Source organism: Mycobacterium sp. NPDC050853 (assembly GCF_040653875.1).
GTDB lineage: Bacteria > Actinomycetota > Actinomycetes > Mycobacteriales > Mycobacteriaceae > Mycobacterium.
In genome coordinates this window covers 482,669-498,270 of sequence record NZ_JBFAGW010000001.1, presented here as the reverse complement: position 1 = coordinate 498,270, position 15,602 = coordinate 482,669, and the positions used below count along the sequence as shown (strand labels likewise).

Sequence of the window (15,602 nt, the reverse complement as noted above, 5' to 3'; positions counted from 1 at the left end):
GCGTGTGGCCCGGCTTCCCGCGCCGGAGGCTCACAGGGACTGGAACAGAAACAAGGTCCAGGCAAGCGAGGCAGTGCACAGCGCCGGCCAATACCAAATGTGCCAACGACGCCAGTGTCCGATGCCCATCGCTACCGGCGCGACCATGCACGTCAATACCGTCAGCAACGACCAGACGAATACCTTGCCGGCATCATCGGCCTGCTCGGGGAAGGCTCCGCTGAATCCGACGGGGAAGATGGCGGCGAACGCGACAACGCACGCCGTTGCGCTCACCAACACCCACAACAGCCAGCTGACGACGGCCTCGGCAGTTCCCGGCCTACGAAGTTCGGGCGCTGTCGTCATGACAGCCGATGCTAGGTGAGCACACAGTGGGTCCTGCTGAAAATCGTGGCCATACATTGATTGCAGTGAGTGCATCGCGAATGGGTGGCACGATCGGCCGCGACCCGGTTCACCAGATCCGGGTCGGCCAGCAAAGCGCGGCCCATGGCCACGAACTCGAAGCCCTCCGCCATGGCCAGGTCCATCGTCTCTCCGCCGGTGATACCGCCCAACAGGATCAGTGGCATGTCCAGTTCGGCGCGGAACTTGCGGGCGTCGTCGAGCAGGTAAGCGTCCCGGTAGGGGTAGTGCCGAAAAAAGGACCTGCCCCCTAGACGCACTCCCCACCCAATTGGCTTGGGGAAGGCCTTGCCGAGTTCCCGGATCGGTACTTCTCCGTGGAATAGATACATCGGGTTGACCAGTGAGCTGCCCGCCGTCAGCTCCAAGGCGTCGAGCCCGCCGTCCTCTTGGAGCCACTTGGCGGTTTGTAGCGATTCTTCGACATTGATTCCGCCGCGAATCCCGTCGGTCATGGTGATCTTCGCGGTCACGGCGATGCGATTGCCAACAGACTTGCGGACCGCCTGAACCGCGGCACGCGCGATCTTCGCCCGGTTGGATAGCGATCCGCCATATTCGTCGTGGCGTCGGTTGAACAGCGGGCTGAGGAATGAACTGATGAAGTAGCCGTGTCCCAGATGGATTTCGACGGCATCGAATCCCGCTTCGACGGCGAGCCGGGCGGCATTGGCATGCGCCGCGACTACCCCATCGATATCGGAGGCGGTTGCTCGTTTGGCGAACTTCATGCCCAGGGGACTGAAGAACCGGATGGGGGAGAGCGCCCGCGACCCGTTCGACCGAGCGTTGGCCACCGGGCCGGCATGGCCGATCTGCGCGGAGACGGCCGCGCCTGTGTCGTGGATGGCGTCGGTGAGACGCCGCAGCCCGGGGACGGCCTCCTCGCGCATCCAGACCTGGCCGTACTCGGTGCGGCCTTCAGGGGAGACAGCGCAGTAGGCGACGGTCGTCATGCCGACGCCGCCCAGTGCGGGCTTGCGGTGGTATTCGATGAGATCGTCGGTCACCACCGCATCAGGGGTGGCGGCCTCGAATGTCGCGGCCTTGATGGTCCGGTTGCGCAGCGTGATGGGACCGAGGCGTGTGGGCGCCAATACGTCGGGAGCTCCCCTGCCAGATACGCCTTGCGCCAGCGGTTCATCGATGGGCATGTGGCGCAGATTACGCCGCGACGACGATTCGTGAATTCTGGAGGCGCACTCCTACTTTTCGACGGGGCCGATGGTTGTACGTTCGTCCTATGACCTCCTTGAATCTGTCAGCCGACGAAGTTCTGACCACTACTCGCTCGGTGCGCAAGCGCCTTGATTTCGACAAGCCCGTCGAACGTGCAGTCATCGAGGAATGTCTGAACATCGCGATGCAGGCTCCGACCGGCTCCAACCATCAGGGCTGGCACTTTGTCGTCGTCGAGGATGCCGACAAGAAGAAGGCCATCGCCGATATCTACCGCGATGGCTGGAACAAGTACGCCACGGGCCAGGGCCCCGAGTACGGCGAGGGTGACACCCGGGGTGAGCGACGCGACAAGGTGGTGGATTCGGCCGGCTATCTCGCCGAGAACTTCGAGCGGTCGCCGCTGTTCCTCATTCCCTGCATCGAGGGTCGTCTCGACAATCTGCCCGTGGTCGGGGCGGCGTCGACGTGGGGGTCACTGCTGCCTGCGGTGTGGAGCTTCATGCTCGCGGCACGCAACCGCGGGTTGGGATCGGCCTGGACGACGTTGCACCTGATGGACGACGGCGAGAAGCGGACCGCCGACATCCTGGGCATCCCGTTCGACAGGGTCACCCAGGGCGGGCTCTTCCCGGTCGCGTACACCGTCGGCACCGACTTCCGACTCGCCAAGCGGCAGCCGCTCGCCGACGTCCTGCACTGGGACACGTGGTGAATTACGTGGCGGATACTGACTCGGTGACTTCGGCAACGGCAACTCGACTTGATGGCAAGGCCACCCGCGACGAGATCTTTGTGGAGCTGGCCGTTCGCGCCGCGGCGCTGACGGCGGCGGGCAGGACGCCGGGCCTGGGAACGATCCTGGTGGGGGACGACCCCGGTTCGCAGGCCTACGTCCGGGGCAAGCACAACGACTGCGCCAAGGTGGGCATCAACTCGATCCGCCGCGATCTGCCGGCCGACATCGACCAGGCGACACTGTGCGCCACCATCGATGAGCTGAACGCCAACCCTGACTGCACCGGATACATCGTGCAGTTGCCGCTGCCCAAGCATCTCGATGAGAACGAGGCGCTCGAGCGCATCGACCCCGACAAGGATGCCGATGGTTTGCATCCGACGAACCTTGGTCGGCTGGTGCTCGGTAAGGAAGCGCCGCTTCCCTGCACGCCCCGCGGAATCGTGTATCTGCTGCGTCGCTACGACGTCAAGCTCGATGGTGCGCACGTTGTGGTGATCGGCCGCGGCGTCACGGTGGGCCGTCCGCTGGGGCTGCTACTCACCCGGCGCTCGGAGAATGCGACAGTCACTTTGTGTCACACCGGCACTCGTGACCTGGGTGCGTTGACGCGGCAGGCCGATATCATCGTCGCCGCTGCCGGCGTGCCCCATATGGTGACCGCCGATATGGTCAAGCCGGGTGCTTCCGTGATCGATGTGGGAGTGAGCCGCGTCGATGACAAGCTGACCGGGGACGTGGCGTCGGACGTCTGGGATGTCGCCGGATACGTCTCGCCGAATCCCGGTGGTGTGGGGCCGTTGACCCGAGCCTTCTTGCTCACCAACGTGATCGAGCGAGCGGAACGTCCGTGACGGCGACTCGTGACGTGTTCGCAGCCATGCTTGATGCCATCCGACGCTTCGCCCGCGCGCAGTGGCCGATCCTGGTGGTGTCGGCGGTGTTCCTGGTGGCGTTGGGATTGATAATCGCCGACCGTTGGCGGCGCGGTGCGCTGGTCGTGGGAATCGGAGTGGGAGTCGCTGCGGCGCTGCGGCTGGTGCTCGCCGACGACACGGCGGGCCTGCTGGCGGTGCGCGGCAAGACCTTTGACGTCGCTGCCCTCGGCGCCGTCGCGACAGCGATGGTGTATTTGGCGTTGACGATCGACCCGCTGGGCACCGGATAGGCGTTATTTGAGCAGTTGCACCGAGCGTGCGATGGCATCGGCCTGCGGGCCGAAGAACTGCTCGGACGGCTCGCCGGTGGGGCCGCTGGTGTTGCTCGTGGCGATCTGCCAACGCTGATCGCCCTGCCCGATGAAGGCAACGTAGATCTTCGGTGTCGCCGATACCGGTGGCTTGCCTTCGGCGGGTGGAGGTTTCTCCAGCTCCAGGCTGGCCGAGGCTCCGGGGAGGCCGGGGCCGTCCCATGAGTCTCGTTTGTCCGCAGTGACTTTCGGTTTGCGGGTCTTGACGAAGTCGCTCACCGCGTCGGCGTTCGACGATTCCAGCCAGCCCTTCACCTGCGGAACATCATCGGAAGGCGCCAGCTTGCGGATGCGCACATACTGTGCGAATTCCGTCGACTCCCACTTCGGTCGGATCTGGTAGGTCGTCAGCCCCTTGTTGTCGTGGACCCCGTCGGCGAAGGCTACCCAGTCATGCGGAAGGGCCACGTAGATGCCCAACTCGGGGATGAATTGCCGGGTATGCCGTTCGGCGGGTGCGCTGCTGGAGGTGGTTTCAGGCTCGCCCTTGGTGTCTTGTGATGATCCACATCCGGCCAGCGCCGGGGTCATGAGCGTGGCGACAACGAGAGCTGCGAGGAGACGGTGATCCGTACGCACGGGTACACCGTAGCGGCACTGGGCGCCTTCGTCTCTGTGAATTGAGGCACCCGCTTACGGGAGCGACTACTGGTCCAGGGTCGCCCGGATGCTCACGGTGACATACGGCAACGCCAGACCCGTCGACTGTGCGAGCGCCGGATGGGTGGTCAGTAGCTCACGAACCTGCTGCAGCGTCTTCTTCCGGGCGGCCTCGGGGGCGGTAATGCAGTAGCTACGCGAGGCCACCATGTCCAGAAGTGCTTGCGGGGTAAGGTAACTCGTCCACTCGACCTGGTGGCGTTCTTGCCCTGTGAACGGCGCGGGCAGGCTGACTGCGTGGTTGAACGGGTCATCTTCACTGCCGATGATCTTGCCGAGGTCGGCCACCCAGCCCAGGCGTTCGTCCCGGGTGTTCCACACCAGTCCCAGCCGTCCACCGGGTCGCAGCACGCGGGCAACTTCGGGGATCGCACGTTCCGGATCCACCCAGTGCCAGGCCTGTGCCACCAGCACGGTATCCACGCTGTTGTCGGGCAGCGGAATCTCCTCGGCGGTCCCCAGCAGCGCGGGGGTGTCGGGGAGTGACTGGCTCAGTACTTCAAGCATTTCCGCGAGCGGATCCACCGCGACCACATTCAACCCGCGCTCCACCAGGCGGGTGGTGAGCTTGCCGGTGCCGGCGCCCAGATCCAGGACGTCACGTGTGCCCGCCGGTAGCAGCCAGTCGATTGCCTCGGGCGGGTACGAGGGGCGGCCTCGCTCGTAGGCCACGGCTTGCGAGCCGAAGGAAAGCGATCGCTGTGCTTGTGCGTCCGGCATTCGCGCTCCTTCTGTTCCCGTCACGAAGCCTGTGTTGCCTTGGCGAGTGCGAGCGTTTCCCGTACCAGTTCACTCACCGCGGCGAACTCGATGAGGAACGCGTCATGGCCGTGCACAGATTCGACCACCCGCAAGCCGGTACAACCGGGTAGCAGGTCTGCTAATTCCTTCTGCAGTCGCAGCGGGTACAGGCGGTCGGAGGTGATGCCACCAACGACCACCGGGACCGGGCAGTCGCGTAGCGCCTTCTCGACACCGCCGCGGCTCCGGCCGACGTCGTGCCTGTTGAGTGCTTCGGTGAGGATGACGTAGCTGCCGGCGTCAAAGCGCCGAACGAACTTGTTGCCCTGATGTTCGAGGTAGCTCTGCACCGCGTATCGGCCGCCGGCCCAGGGATCCTCGGGTCCGTTCGGGCCGACCTGCGGATCGTTCCCGAACCGGGTGTCCAGCTCGACCTCGCCACGGTAGGTCAGGTGTGCGATGCGCCTGGCCAGGTTCAGTCCCTTCTCGGGGCTGCGTCCGCTGCCGTGGTAGTCGCCGCCCTGCCAGTCGGGATCGGCCTGAATGGCGGCGATCTGCGTGTTCTGTGTGCCGATCTGATCGCCGGTGGCGCGCGCGCCGACCGCCAGCACCAGGGCTGCGCGCACCGAATCCGGGTGCATGACAGCCCATTCCAGCGCGCGTGCACCGCCCATCGAACCGCCGACAACAGCGGCTACCTCGGTGATGCCGAGCTGCGCGAGTGCGGCGACGTCTGCATCCACCTGATCGCGCACCGACACCTCGGGGAATCGCGAACCCCAGGGTTTTCCTTCCGCGGCAAGGGAAGTCGGACCGGTCGTGCCGCGGCAGCCGCCCAGCACATTGGTGGCGACCGCGCACCAGTGGTCGGTGTCGATCGCCGCACCCGGGCCGATGATTCCCTCCCACCACCCGCCGGTGAGGTGATCGGGACCGGCGGAGCCGATCACATGAGAGTCGGCGGTGAGTGCGTGGCAGACGAACACGACATTGTCGCGACGCGGGGAGAGTTCTCCCCAGCTCTGCACCGCGATGGTCACGTCATCGAGGACAGCACCGCTTTCCAGCGTGATCGAACCTATTGGTACATAGGCGATTTCGTCGCCCTGGGGGAGGGCGACGTTGGGCGCCGGAAGCTGCTCTCCGGCGGATGGGCCGCTTGCGCGACGATCGTCGGTCAAGGTCACGATGATGCCACCGCCGCGGGCTGTTTGAGTCGTCGTACGGCGGCGAATCCGGTGTCCAGGTCGGCCAGGATGTCATCGATGCCCTCGATGCCGACGGCCAAACGGACCAATCCCGGGGTGACGCCGGAGGCCAGCTGTTCGGCGGGGGCGAGCTGTGCGTGTGTCGTCGTGGCGGGGTGGATGACGAGTGAGCGCACGTCACCGATGTTGGCGACATGGCTGTGCAGGGTGAGTGAATCGACGAATGTGGTCGCAGCCTCCGATGCACTCACGCTGCCGCCGTCCAGCTCGAAGGCAAGCACGGCACCGGCGCCCTTGGGGGCCAGCGCTTTCGCACGTTCGTGCCAAGGGGAGGTGGGCAGCCCGGCGTAATTGACCCGGGTTACCTCGGGCTGGGTGACGAGGTAATCGGCCACCCGCTGTGCGTTCTCGACGTGGCGTTGCACACGCAGGCTCAACGTCTCCAGGCCCTGCGCGATGAGGAACGCGTTGAACGGTGAGATGGCGGGACCGAGGTCGCGCAGCAGCTGCACGCGCGCCTTGAGTGCGTATGCCGGTGCACCCAGGTCGGCGAAGACAACCCCGTGGTAGCTCGGGTCGGGGGTGGTGAAACCCGGGTGGCGGCCCTGCGTCCAGTCGAACGTGCCGCCGTCGATGATCACGCCGCCGATCGCAGTACCGTGCCCACCAAGGTATTTGGTGGCCGAGTGGACCACGATGTCGGCGCCGTGGGCCAGCGGCTGAATCAAATACGGTGTGGCAACGGTGTTGTCGACGATGAGCGGGATGCCTTCGGAGTGTGCGATCGCCGAGATGCCCGGGATGTCGAGAATGTCGTTCTGCGGGTTGGAGATCGACTCTCCGAAGAATGCCTTCGTTTGTGGGGTGATGGCGCTGCGCCAGGCATCGAGGTCATCGGGGTCCTCGACGAAGGTGGTCGAGATACCGAGGCGCGGCAGCGTGTAGTGCAGCAGGTTGTAGGTGCCGCCATAGAGACGTGGGCTCGACACGATGTTGTCGCCGGCTTGCGCGACGTTGAGGATGGCCAGCGTCGCGGCCGCCTGCCCGGACGCCAGCAGCAGCGCTGCCACACCGCCCTCGAGGGCGGCGATGCGCTGCTCGACGGCATCCTGCGTCGGGTTGCCGATGCGGGTGTAGATATTGCCCTCTTCGGACAGGCCGAACAGCGCCGCCGCGTGCGCGGTGTCGTTGAAGACGTAGGACGTGGTCTGGTAGATCGGCAGGGCTCGGGCATTGGTCGCCGGGTCGGCGGATGCGCCTGCGTGGATCTGCTTGGTTTCGAACGCCCACTGCGCGGTGGGATCGATGTCAGTCATCGGACTCTCCTGGGTAGTCGGGTGTGGCTGATCAGGGTCGGGAACAACAGCGACAGTGACAGCACCGACAACAGGAACGCAGGGATTCACCCCCGGGTGACAAATACTTCATCGGGCCAACCTGTCTTCTCGGGGCCCGCCATCGGACCCGCGCTTGCCGTGTGGCCAACTGTCCTTGAACCCAGTCGGCTACTCAACCTGGTCATCACCCGGGGCACCCCACCGCGGTTGGAGGGTTGCCGACCAGCGAGCCGGGGCTTGACGCTGGTACTCATGACCGACAAGCAGCGTATCGCAATTCACCGAATGGTTGCCACCAGGTAGTTGAAGCCGGGGCAGGACCCTGCCGGGGATACATGCGGGTCAGCAGTGGGAGCGCCGTCACAGAGCCGTCCGCCCGCCTAGGCTCGGAGGCGACGTGATACTGAATAGGGCAACCGCGTGACCCGCGGAGTACCTCAGATTCTGACCGACCAACGAAGCCGGGAGCGACCATGAGTGCGCAGCAGCCGACCATCATTTACACGCTGACAGACGAGGCGCCGCTGCTTGCGACGTACTCCTTCTTGCCGATCATCCGGGCCTTCGCCGGACCGGCCGGTGTCGACGTCCAAACCAGCGATATCTCCGTTGCAGCGCGCCTGCTCTCCGAGTTCGGTGAGTTCCTCCCCGAAGAGCAGCGCGTTCCGGACAACCTGGCCGAGCTGGGCCGGCTGACGCAGTTACCGGACACGAACATCATCAAGCTGCCGAATATCAGCGCATCGGTGCCGCAGCTGCTGGCCGCCATCAAGGAACTGCAGGGCAAGGGCTACAAGCTGCCCGACTATCCCGAGGACCCGAAGAACGACGAAGAGAAGGCCATCCTGGCGCGCTACACCAAGTGTCTCGGCAGTGCCGTGAACCCCGTGCTGCGTGAGGGCAACTCGGACCGTCGCGCACCGCGCGCGGTGAAGGAGTACGCGCGCAAGCACCCGCACAGCATGGGTGAGTGGTCGCAGGCGTCACGCACCCACGTCGCGACCATGAAGGAGGGCGACTTCTACCACGGTGAGAAGTCGCTGACCCTGGACCGCGCCCGCAAGGTGAAGATGGTGCTGACTACCACGGGCGGCGAGACCGTCGTGCTCAAGCCCGAGGTGAAGCTGGGCGAGGGCGATGTCATCGACAGCATGTTCATGAGTAAGAAGGCGCTCTGCGACTTCTACGAGGAGCAGATCGAGGACGCCTACAAAACCGGCGTCATGCTCTCCCTGCATGTCAAGGCGACCATGATGCGGGTCAGCCATCCCATCGTCTTCGGGCACGCGGTGAAGATCTTCTACAAGGAGGCCTTCGCCAAGCACCAGGCGCTGTTCGACGAGCTGGGTGTGAACGTCAACAACGGCATCTCCGACCTCTACAGCAAGATCGAGGCGCTGCCCGCATCGCAGCACGAGGAGATCATCCGCGACCTGCACGCCTGCCATGAGCACCGGCCCGAGCTGGCGATGGTGGATTCGGCCAAGGGCATCTCGAACTTCCACTCGCCCAGCGACGTGATTGTTGACGCCTCGATGCCGGCGATGATTCGCGCCGGCGGAAAGATGTACGGCGCAGACGGCAAGCTCAAGGACACCAAGGCCGTGAATCCGGAGTCCACCTTCTCCCGGATCTACCAGGAGATGATCAACTTCGTTAAGACCCACGGCCAGTTCGACCCCACCACCATGGGCACCGTTCCCAACGTCGGTCTCATGGCGCAGAAGGCCGAGGAGTACGGCAGCCACGACAAGACATTCGAGATCTCCGAGGCCGGTGTCGCCGATATCGTCGACATCGAGACCGGCGAGGTGCTGCTGAGCCAGAACGTCGAGGCCGGTGACATCTGGCGCATGCCGGTCGTCACGGACGCGGCCATCAAGGACTGGGTCAAGCTCGCCGTCACCCGCGCCCGGGAATCCGGTATGACGGTGGTGTTCTGGCTCGACACCGAACGGCCACACGAGAACGAGCTGCGCAAGAAGGTCAAGGCCTACCTCAAGGACCACGACACCGAGGGCCTGGAGATCCAGGTCATGCCGCAGGTATGGGCGATTCGGTACACGATGGAGCGGGTGATCCGTGGACTCGACACCATCTCGGCGACCGGCAATATCCTGCGCGACTACCTGACCGACCTGTTCCCGATTCTGGAGCTGGGCACCAGCGCCAAGATGCTGTCCATCGTGCCGCTGATGGCGGGCGGCGGGTTGTACGAAACCGGGGCGGGTGGTTCGGCGCCCAAGCACGTCAGCCAGCTGGTCGAGGAGAACCACCTCCGGTGGGACTCGCTCGGCGAATTCCTGGCACTGGCCGTCAGCCTGGAGGACCTGGGCATCAAGACCGGGAACCCGCGGGCCAAGATCCTGGCCACCACGTTGGATGCCGCGACCGGGAAGCTGCTGGAGAACGACAAGAGTCCGTCACGCAAGGCCGGTGAGCTCGACAACCGCGGCAGCCAGTTCTATCTCGCCCTGTACTGGGCGGCCGAACTCGCTGCGCAGGGCGAGGATGCGGAGCTGGCTGAACTGTTCGCGCCGCTGGCCAAACGATTGGTCGAGAACGAGGACGCGATCGTTGCTGAGCTGGGGGCGGTGCAGGGCAGCCCGGTCGATATTGGCGGCTACTACTCGCCGGACCCCGAGAAGATCTCCGCTGTCATGCGCCCAAGCGTGACCTTCAATGAAGTCTTGGCGTCAGTCGAGGCTTAGTTCCACGTGCCGAGTGTGAAACCTGGGCGGCGATTCAGCCGAAAACCCGCCACAGGTTCACGCTCGGCGTAAGGGTTCTTACCCGGCGTCGGACGCCGCGCTGCGCTTGGCCGCGACCAGCGGATCGATCAGGTCGGTGATCACCTCGGTGACCTGACCCGGCGCCTCGAGCATGGGCACATGCCCCATGCCCTTGAGGGTGATCCGGCGCGCGTTCGCGGGCAGGCCTTGGCTGATGAGTTTTCCGAAGCGGCCGGGCGGGACGATCTCGTCCTTCTCGCACAGCACGAGCTGCGCGGGCACCGAGATGGTCTGCAGATTCTCCAAGCCCGGAGCCGGGAGGATCGACGTCAACGACGCGAAGTACGCCGGGCAGTGCGTGATGTCCTCGAAGATGCTGTGGTAATCCGGCAGGCTCAGTGCCTCGGTGTCCCCGCAGAGGGCGCGGGCGGTGGCGAGCTTCACGAACGGCAGGCCCGCTGCGCGGCGGCCGAGGAGGCGGGAGAACGCCAACCAAGGCGCCATCGCTGCGAACTTCACCGTGATCTCTGCCTTGAGAGCCGAGTACTTGGTCCAGCCGCCCGCGGGGGCAATCGCGGTCACGCTGCGGGCTCGGCCACGCAGTGCAAGGCCCAGAGCGATCCAGCCGCCAAGCGAATTGCCCACCAGATGTGCTGTTTCCCAGCCCTTCTGGTCCATGATCTGTTCGATCTGGTCCAGGTAGACGTCGACCGACCGCTGGGAGAGCGGTGGCAGTTTGGGCATCGGGCCGCCGCCGTTGTGGCCGGGGTATGTGGGGGCGAACACCTCATACCCGGCGTCGACGAGCTGCTCGGCCACGGTCTCCCACACGGACTGGGACAGCATGAACGGGTGTAGCAGCAGGACCGGCTCGCCCGCACCCATCTCGATGGGCGCCCGCTTGCTCGACGGTTTCGACAAGACGGCTTCCAACATGGGGTCCTCCTATTGCGCCAACGCCAGCGTTGACATTACCGAGTATTGCGTCAACTTACAGTGCCCCATGTTCTTCGCCCCAGCGGCTCATCACTGTCAGACCGCTGAGCTATCGTCGGCGACCGATGATCACCGTGACCACCATCAACGTCAATGGCATTCGTGCCGCCGTCAAGGAGCGTTCCGCGGAGAACCGGGGGCTGCTGCCCTGGCTCGAGCAGACGACCACCGACATCGTGTGCCTGCAGGAGGTCCGTGCTGAGGAGGACCAGCTTCACGAGGCGCTGGCCCCGGCCCTGGCTGCGGGGTGGCATGTGGTGAGTGCGCCGTCGGTTGTGAAGGGACGCAACGGCGTGGGAATCCTCAGCCGGCTCCCGGCCGCCTCCACCAAGGCGACGTTGGACGCCGACGGCGGCGAGTTCGACGAGGCCGGCCGGTACCTGGAGGCCGAGATCGGCGATCTCATCGTGGCGAGCATCTACCTGCCCACCGGAGAAGCCGGTACGGAGCGCCAGGAGGAGAAGGAGCGCTTCATGGCGGCCGTCGGCACCAGGATGGCCGCGTTGGCTGCCAGTGGACGGGACACGGTGATCTGCGGCGATTGGAACATCGGGCACACCGAACGAGATATCAAGGCGTGGAAGGCGAATCAGAAGAAGGCCGGTTTCCTGCCGGAGGAGCGGGCCTGGGTCGGATCGCTGCTGGATGCCGGTTGGGTCGACAGCTTCCGGCTACTGCATCCGGATGTCGACGGGCCGTACAGCTGGTGGTCATGGCGGGGTAAGGCCTTCGACAACGACGCGGGCTGGCGTATCGACTATCACCTTGCCACTTCCGATCTCGGGCGGCGCGCGCACTCGGCGAGGGTCGAGCGGGCCGACCTGTACGCGTTGCGCTGGTCTGATCACGCACCCGTGACGGTCGAGTACCGCACGTCATAGCCGTGGGTGGTCTGCCGGGCGATCGGCGGGTAATCGCGTTGACCGGTCGTGTCAGGATGGACGCACCATGACTGCCGATACCGCGAACCCCGGAGCCGACCCCGCTCGGCTCTTCTCCGGGATCCAGCCCACCGCCGATTCTCTTCACCTCGGAAATGTGTTGGGCGCGGTGCAGCAGTGGGTCCGACTGCAGCACCAGTACGAAGCCCTGTTCTGCGTCGTCGATCTGCACGCGATCACCGTGGCGCAGGATCCCGAGGAACTGCGGCGGCGGACCCGCGCGGTGGTCGCGCAGTACATCGCGCTTGGCATCGACTCGGCCGAGAGCGTCATCTTTGTGCAGAGTCACGTGCCCGCACACACCGAGTTGGCTTGGGTACTGGGATGTCTCACCGGCTACGGCGAGGCATCGCGGATGACGCAGTTCAAGGACAAGTCCGCCAAGCAGGGAACCGATGCCACCACCGTCGGGCTGTTCACCTATCCGGTGTTGATGGCTGCCGACATCCTGCTCTATCAGACCAACCTTGTTCCGGTGGGTGACGATCAGCGTCAGCACCTCGAACTGACTCGTGATGTGGCACAGCGGTTCAACAGTCGCTACGGCGAGACGTTCGTGCTGCCAGAGACGTTTGTGCCGAAGAATGCGGCGCGAATCTACGACCTGCAGGACCCGACGGTGAAGATGAGTAAGTCGGCGTCGGCTCCGACGGGGCTGATCAACCTGCTCGACGATCCGGCGGTGTCCGCCAAGAAGATCCGATCGGCGCAGACCGACAGTGATCGGGAGGTTCGTTTCGACCGCGAGGACAAGCCGGGTGTCTCGAACCTGCTGAGTATCCAGTCGGCGCTCACCGGCGCCGATATCGACACGCTTGTCGATGGCTATGCCGGACGCGGTTACGGAGATCTGAAGAAGGACACGGCCGAGGCGCTCGTGGAATTCGTCACACCGGTGCGGAACAGGGTGAACGACCTGCTCACCGACACCGCGGCGCTCGATGACATCCTGGCCGCGGGTGCCGAACGTGCCAGGGAGCTGGCAGAGAAAACTCTCACCGAGGTCTACGACCGGATAGGGTTTGTCCGGCCTGCGAGGTAGCGAATAGCAGAGGCGGTAATTGGTGGCCGACGACAACAAGCCCGGAATTCTCGACCGCTATCGTGCGCGGTTTCCCTGGTTCGACCACATCATGCGCATGCAGGAGCGCTACCAGGACGTCAAGGGCAATTTCTACGCCGCCGGAATCACGTATTTCACGGTATTTGCCCTGTTTCCACTCATGATGGTCGGCTTCGCGGTTGCGGGATTTGTGCTGTCCCGTCAGCCGGAAACGATTGCGGAGCTACGTACCCGAATCGGCGAGACGGTGTCGGGCGAGGTGGGTAATCAGCTAATCAACTTGATGGACACGGCGATTGCTTCGCGCACCAGCCTGGGCCTTGTCGGCCTGGCGACCGCAGCCTGGGCGGGGCTGGGCTGGATGGCCAATGTGCGCGAGGCGCTCACCGCGATGTGGGAGCAGCCCGACGAATCGGTGGGGTTTGTGAAGGGCAAGCTATCGGATCTCACCGCGTTGTCCTCTACGTTCGTGGCGCTCGCGCTCACCATCGCGGTGACCGCCGTCGGTGATGAGAAGACCATCATGCGGATACTCGGCTGGGTCGGGCTGCACGACGTCTCGGTGCCGGCCGCGTTGCTCAAACTCGCGACCCTCACGGTGGCGATCGTGGTGTCCTGGGCGCTCTTCACCTGGATGATTGCTCGGTTGCCGCGTCAGCGGTTGCCCTTTACGAGCTCGGTGCACGCCGGCCTCATCGCTGCCATCGGTTTCGAGCTGTTCAAACAGGTGGCGTCGATCTATCTCAGGGTGATCATGCATGGCCCGGCGGGATCCACCTTCGGTCCGGTTCTGGGCATCATGGTGTTCGCCTACATCACCGCGAGGCTGCTGCTCTACGCCACGGCGTGGGCCGCGACCTCCGAGGGCGCCATGCTGATGGCGCCGGTTGCGCCTCCGGAGCCCGCGGTCATCTCCACCCGCTTGGAGACGAGTTCGCGGCCGTCGACACTCGGTGTACTCGCCGCAGTGGGAGCCGGAGCACTTGGTGCGCTAGGTATTTCGTGGCTAGGTCGCGGCCGCGACTAGACCTGGGCGCGGCGGTTCAGTGACCTGGCCGCCAGGATGAGACTGAACACGATCATCGCCCCGATGATTGTCACGCCCACTCGGACCGGGACGCTGTTCACCGCGTCGGCGCTGAGGCCGGCGGCCTGGGGGGTGGCCGAGTCATCGGCATGCGGTTTGGTCAACAGCGTCGGATCGGGGTCGACGAGCTTGCCGATCGAGGTGTCGCGGGGAGTGGAGAAACCGTAGTCGAGCAGATGGGCCGCCTGCTCCCACGGTGCGATTGGTAGACGCGTACCGCGCAGCATCGTGACCACCAGTCGGCGGCCGTCACGTTCGGCCGCGCCGACGAAGGTCTGTTGTGCATCATCGGTGTATCCGGTCTTGCCGCCGAGCGCGCCGGGGTAGTTGTAGAGCAGCCTGTTGTCGTTCGTCATCTCGTACGCCGGATGGGCATCGGGCTCACCGGGTTTGGCGGGATGGCCCGGGAAGGTCGCCTTCGGCGCCGACACCAATTCGGCGAAGGTGGGGTCGGCGAACGCGTACTTGTAGAACAGGCCGAGGTCATAGGCCGAGGTGCTCATGCCGGGGCCGTCGAGGCCGGATGGGGTGGCCACCCGGGTATCCCGGGCGCCGAGCTTATGTGCCAGGTCGTTCAGCTTGCCGACGGTGTCTTCCATGCCGCCGAGCTGCACCGCCAGCGCGTGTGCGGCGTCGTTGCCCGAGTTCATCAGCAGACCGGTGAGCAGCTGCCGGACCGTGTAGGTGCCGCCCACGTCGACGCCGATTTTGGTGCCTTCGCTATTCGCGTCGTCCTGGGTTCCCACCACCGCCTGGTTGAGGTTGAGGTTGTTAATGGCTTCCATGGCGACCAGCACCTTGATGACGCTGGCGGGCCGGTGTCTGGCGTGGGGGTCCTTGGCGGCCACCACATTTCCGGTGTTCAGGTCGGCGATGAGCCAGGATTCCGCGGAGATGTCGTTGGGTACCGGCCCGGTCCCGTCGGCGGTCACCACATCGCAACCCCCGAGCTGGTCGCCGCCGATGGGCTTGGCGGGCACCGCAAGAGGAGCGGGCGGCTCGCCGCCGGCCCTGGGGACCTCGGAGGAGTCGACTGCCGGTGGGGTGACGACCTTGTAGGGGCAACCGCTGGTGTCCGGTGGGGTGAATCCAGGCTCGGCGGTGGCGATCGGCGTGCACAGCGGGACGGCGGCGACAATCAGCCCGGCGGCGGCGGTCGCAGCGAGACGAGTCGCGGCGGTGCGCAGCGCCTGGCGGCGGTCGGGCGCAGAAATCCTGGTGGTCATCGCTTTGCCACAGTAAGCGAACACCGCCCTGAACTG

The 15,602-nt window shown here is 65.1% G+C and carries 15 protein-coding genes and 1 riboswitch; of the genes, 7 read left to right on the top strand and 8 right to left on the bottom strand.

What is annotated here, in order from left to right:
• Positions 1–30: 30 nt before the first annotated feature.
• Together AB0H22_RS02305 and AB0H22_RS02300 are read right to left on the bottom strand one after the other, a co-directional pair.
• Positions 31–348: a hypothetical protein gene (locus AB0H22_RS02305; RefSeq protein WP_180748575.1), complete on the bottom strand. Its 318-nt coding sequence runs from the start codon at positions 346–348 to the stop codon at positions 31–33.
• 11 nt (positions 349–359) lie between these two features.
• The gene (locus AB0H22_RS02300) at positions 360–1,562 is read right to left on the bottom strand and encodes an NADH:flavin oxidoreductase (protein WP_358144469.1); all 1,203 of its coding nucleotides are present in this window, start codon (positions 1,560–1,562) and stop codon (positions 360–362) included.
• A gap of 89 nt (positions 1,563–1,651) precedes the next feature.
• Here AB0H22_RS02300 and AB0H22_RS02295 point away from each other — a divergent pair, with 89 nt between their 5' ends.
• From AB0H22_RS02295 to AB0H22_RS02285, 3 genes are read left to right on the top strand one after another with little or no spacing between them, the layout of a single operon-like run.
• Positions 1,652–2,302, top strand: a complete 651-nt coding sequence (locus tag AB0H22_RS02295; protein ID WP_180748573.1) for a nitroreductase family protein — start codon at positions 1,652–1,654, stop codon at positions 2,300–2,302.
• Positions 2,303–2,325: 23 nt separating this feature from the next.
• A complete protein-coding gene (locus tag AB0H22_RS02290; RefSeq protein ID WP_180748572.1) occupies positions 2,326–3,180 on the top strand; it encodes a bifunctional methylenetetrahydrofolate dehydrogenase/methenyltetrahydrofolate cyclohydrolase in 855 nt (284 codons plus the stop codon).
• 26 nt (positions 3,181–3,206) lie between these two features.
• The gene (locus tag AB0H22_RS02285) at positions 3,207–3,494 is read left to right on the top strand and encodes a DUF3017 domain-containing protein (protein ID WP_358146007.1); all 288 of its coding nucleotides are present in this window, start codon (positions 3,207–3,209) and stop codon (positions 3,492–3,494) included.
• Between the two features lie 3 nt (positions 3,495–3,497).
• Here AB0H22_RS02285 and AB0H22_RS02280 read toward each other — a convergent pair whose 3' ends face one another.
• The 4 genes from AB0H22_RS02280 to AB0H22_RS02265 all read right to left on the bottom strand — a co-directional run bounded on the left by AB0H22_RS02280 (position 3,498) and on the right by AB0H22_RS02265 (position 7,500).
• Positions 3,498–4,154: a hypothetical protein gene (locus tag AB0H22_RS02280; protein ID WP_358144466.1), complete on the bottom strand. Its 657-nt coding sequence runs from the start codon at positions 4,152–4,154 to the stop codon at positions 3,498–3,500.
• Positions 4,155–4,220: 66 nt separating this feature from the next.
• Positions 4,221–4,955: a class I SAM-dependent methyltransferase gene (locus AB0H22_RS02275; RefSeq protein ID WP_358144464.1), complete on the bottom strand. Its 735-nt coding sequence runs from the start codon at positions 4,953–4,955 to the stop codon at positions 4,221–4,223.
• Between the two features lie 20 nt (positions 4,956–4,975).
• The gene (locus AB0H22_RS02270) at positions 4,976–6,073 is read right to left on the bottom strand and encodes a homoserine O-acetyltransferase (protein ID WP_180749695.1); all 1,098 of its coding nucleotides are present in this window, start codon (positions 6,071–6,073) and stop codon (positions 4,976–4,978) included.
• Between the two features lie 86 nt (positions 6,074–6,159).
• A complete protein-coding gene (locus AB0H22_RS02265) occupies positions 6,160–7,500 on the bottom strand; it encodes a bifunctional o-acetylhomoserine/o-acetylserine sulfhydrylase (protein WP_180748569.1) in 1,341 nt (446 codons plus the stop codon).
• Positions 7,501–7,645: 145 nt separating this feature from the next.
• A riboswitch (SAM riboswitch) is annotated at positions 7,646–7,779 on the bottom strand.
• 215 nt (positions 7,780–7,994) lie between these two features.
• On the opposite strand from AB0H22_RS02265, the gene AB0H22_RS02260 reads away from it, so the two are divergent.
• Positions 7,995–10,232, top strand: coding sequence for an NADP-dependent isocitrate dehydrogenase (locus AB0H22_RS02260; protein ID WP_180748568.1), 2,238 nt, complete (start codon positions 7,995–7,997; stop codon positions 10,230–10,232).
• Between the two features lie 78 nt (positions 10,233–10,310).
• Here the strand turns inward: AB0H22_RS02260 and AB0H22_RS02255 are convergent, their stop codons facing one another.
• A complete protein-coding gene (locus AB0H22_RS02255) occupies positions 10,311–11,189 on the bottom strand; it encodes an alpha/beta hydrolase (RefSeq protein WP_180748567.1) in 879 nt (292 codons plus the stop codon).
• Between the two features lie 125 nt (positions 11,190–11,314).
• Here AB0H22_RS02255 and AB0H22_RS02250 point away from each other — a divergent pair, with 125 nt between their 5' ends.
• From AB0H22_RS02250 to yhjD, 3 genes are all read left to right on the top strand, one after another.
• On the top strand, positions 11,315–12,130 hold the full coding sequence (locus AB0H22_RS02250; protein ID WP_358144461.1) for an exodeoxyribonuclease III: 816 nt from the start codon (positions 11,315–11,317) through the stop codon (positions 12,128–12,130).
• Between the two features lie 67 nt (positions 12,131–12,197).
• Complete coding sequence (gene trpS, locus AB0H22_RS02245; protein WP_358144459.1) at positions 12,198–13,232, top strand: tryptophan--tRNA ligase; 1,035 nt, start codon at positions 12,198–12,200, stop codon at positions 13,230–13,232.
• Positions 13,233–13,251: 19 nt separating this feature from the next.
• The gene (yhjD, locus tag AB0H22_RS02240; protein WP_180748564.1) at positions 13,252–14,280 is read left to right on the top strand and encodes an inner membrane protein YhjD; all 1,029 of its coding nucleotides are present in this window, start codon (positions 13,252–13,254) and stop codon (positions 14,278–14,280) included.
• Here the strand turns inward: yhjD and AB0H22_RS02235 are convergent.
• Positions 14,277–15,566 (bottom strand): D-alanyl-D-alanine carboxypeptidase family protein, encoded by a 1,290-nt coding sequence (locus AB0H22_RS02235; RefSeq protein ID WP_358144456.1) that lies wholly within the window; start codon positions 15,564–15,566, stop codon positions 14,277–14,279. The genes yhjD and AB0H22_RS02235 overlap by 4 nt on opposite strands.
• Positions 15,567–15,602 lie beyond the last annotated feature (36 nt).

What these genes read in the sequence shown, in the direction of transcription:
- AB0H22_RS02305 (WP_180748575.1), bottom strand. Translation starts at nt 348, where the DNA reads ATGACGACAGCGCCCGAACTTCGTAGGCCGGGAACTGCCGAGGCCGTC.
- AB0H22_RS02300 (WP_358144469.1), bottom strand. Translation starts at nt 1,562, where the DNA reads ATGCCCATCGATGAACCGCTGGCGCAAGGCGTATCTGGCAGGGGAGCT.
- AB0H22_RS02295 (WP_180748573.1), top strand. Translation starts at nt 1,652, where the DNA reads ATGACCTCCTTGAATCTGTCAGCCGACGAAGTTCTGACCACTACTCGC.
- AB0H22_RS02285 (WP_358146007.1), top strand. Translation starts at nt 3,207, where the DNA reads ATGCTTGATGCCATCCGACGCTTCGCCCGCGCGCAGTGGCCGATCCTG.
- AB0H22_RS02275 (WP_358144464.1), bottom strand. Translation starts at nt 4,955, where the DNA reads ATGCCGGACGCACAAGCACAGCGATCGCTTTCCTTCGGCTCGCAAGCC.
- AB0H22_RS02265 (WP_180748569.1), bottom strand. Translation starts at nt 7,500, where the DNA reads ATGACTGACATCGATCCCACCGCGCAGTGGGCGTTCGAAACCAAGCAG.
- AB0H22_RS02260 (WP_180748568.1), top strand. Translation starts at nt 7,995, where the DNA reads ATGAGTGCGCAGCAGCCGACCATCATTTACACGCTGACAGACGAGGCG.
- AB0H22_RS02255 (WP_180748567.1), bottom strand. Translation starts at nt 11,189, where the DNA reads ATGTTGGAAGCCGTCTTGTCGAAACCGTCGAGCAAGCGGGCGCCCATC.
- AB0H22_RS02250 (WP_358144461.1), top strand. Translation starts at nt 11,315, where the DNA reads ATGATCACCGTGACCACCATCAACGTCAATGGCATTCGTGCCGCCGTC.
- trpS (WP_358144459.1), top strand. Translation starts at nt 12,198, where the DNA reads ATGACTGCCGATACCGCGAACCCCGGAGCCGACCCCGCTCGGCTCTTC.
- AB0H22_RS02235 (WP_358144456.1), bottom strand. Translation starts at nt 15,566, where the DNA reads ATGACCACCAGGATTTCTGCGCCCGACCGCCGCCAGGCGCTGCGCACC.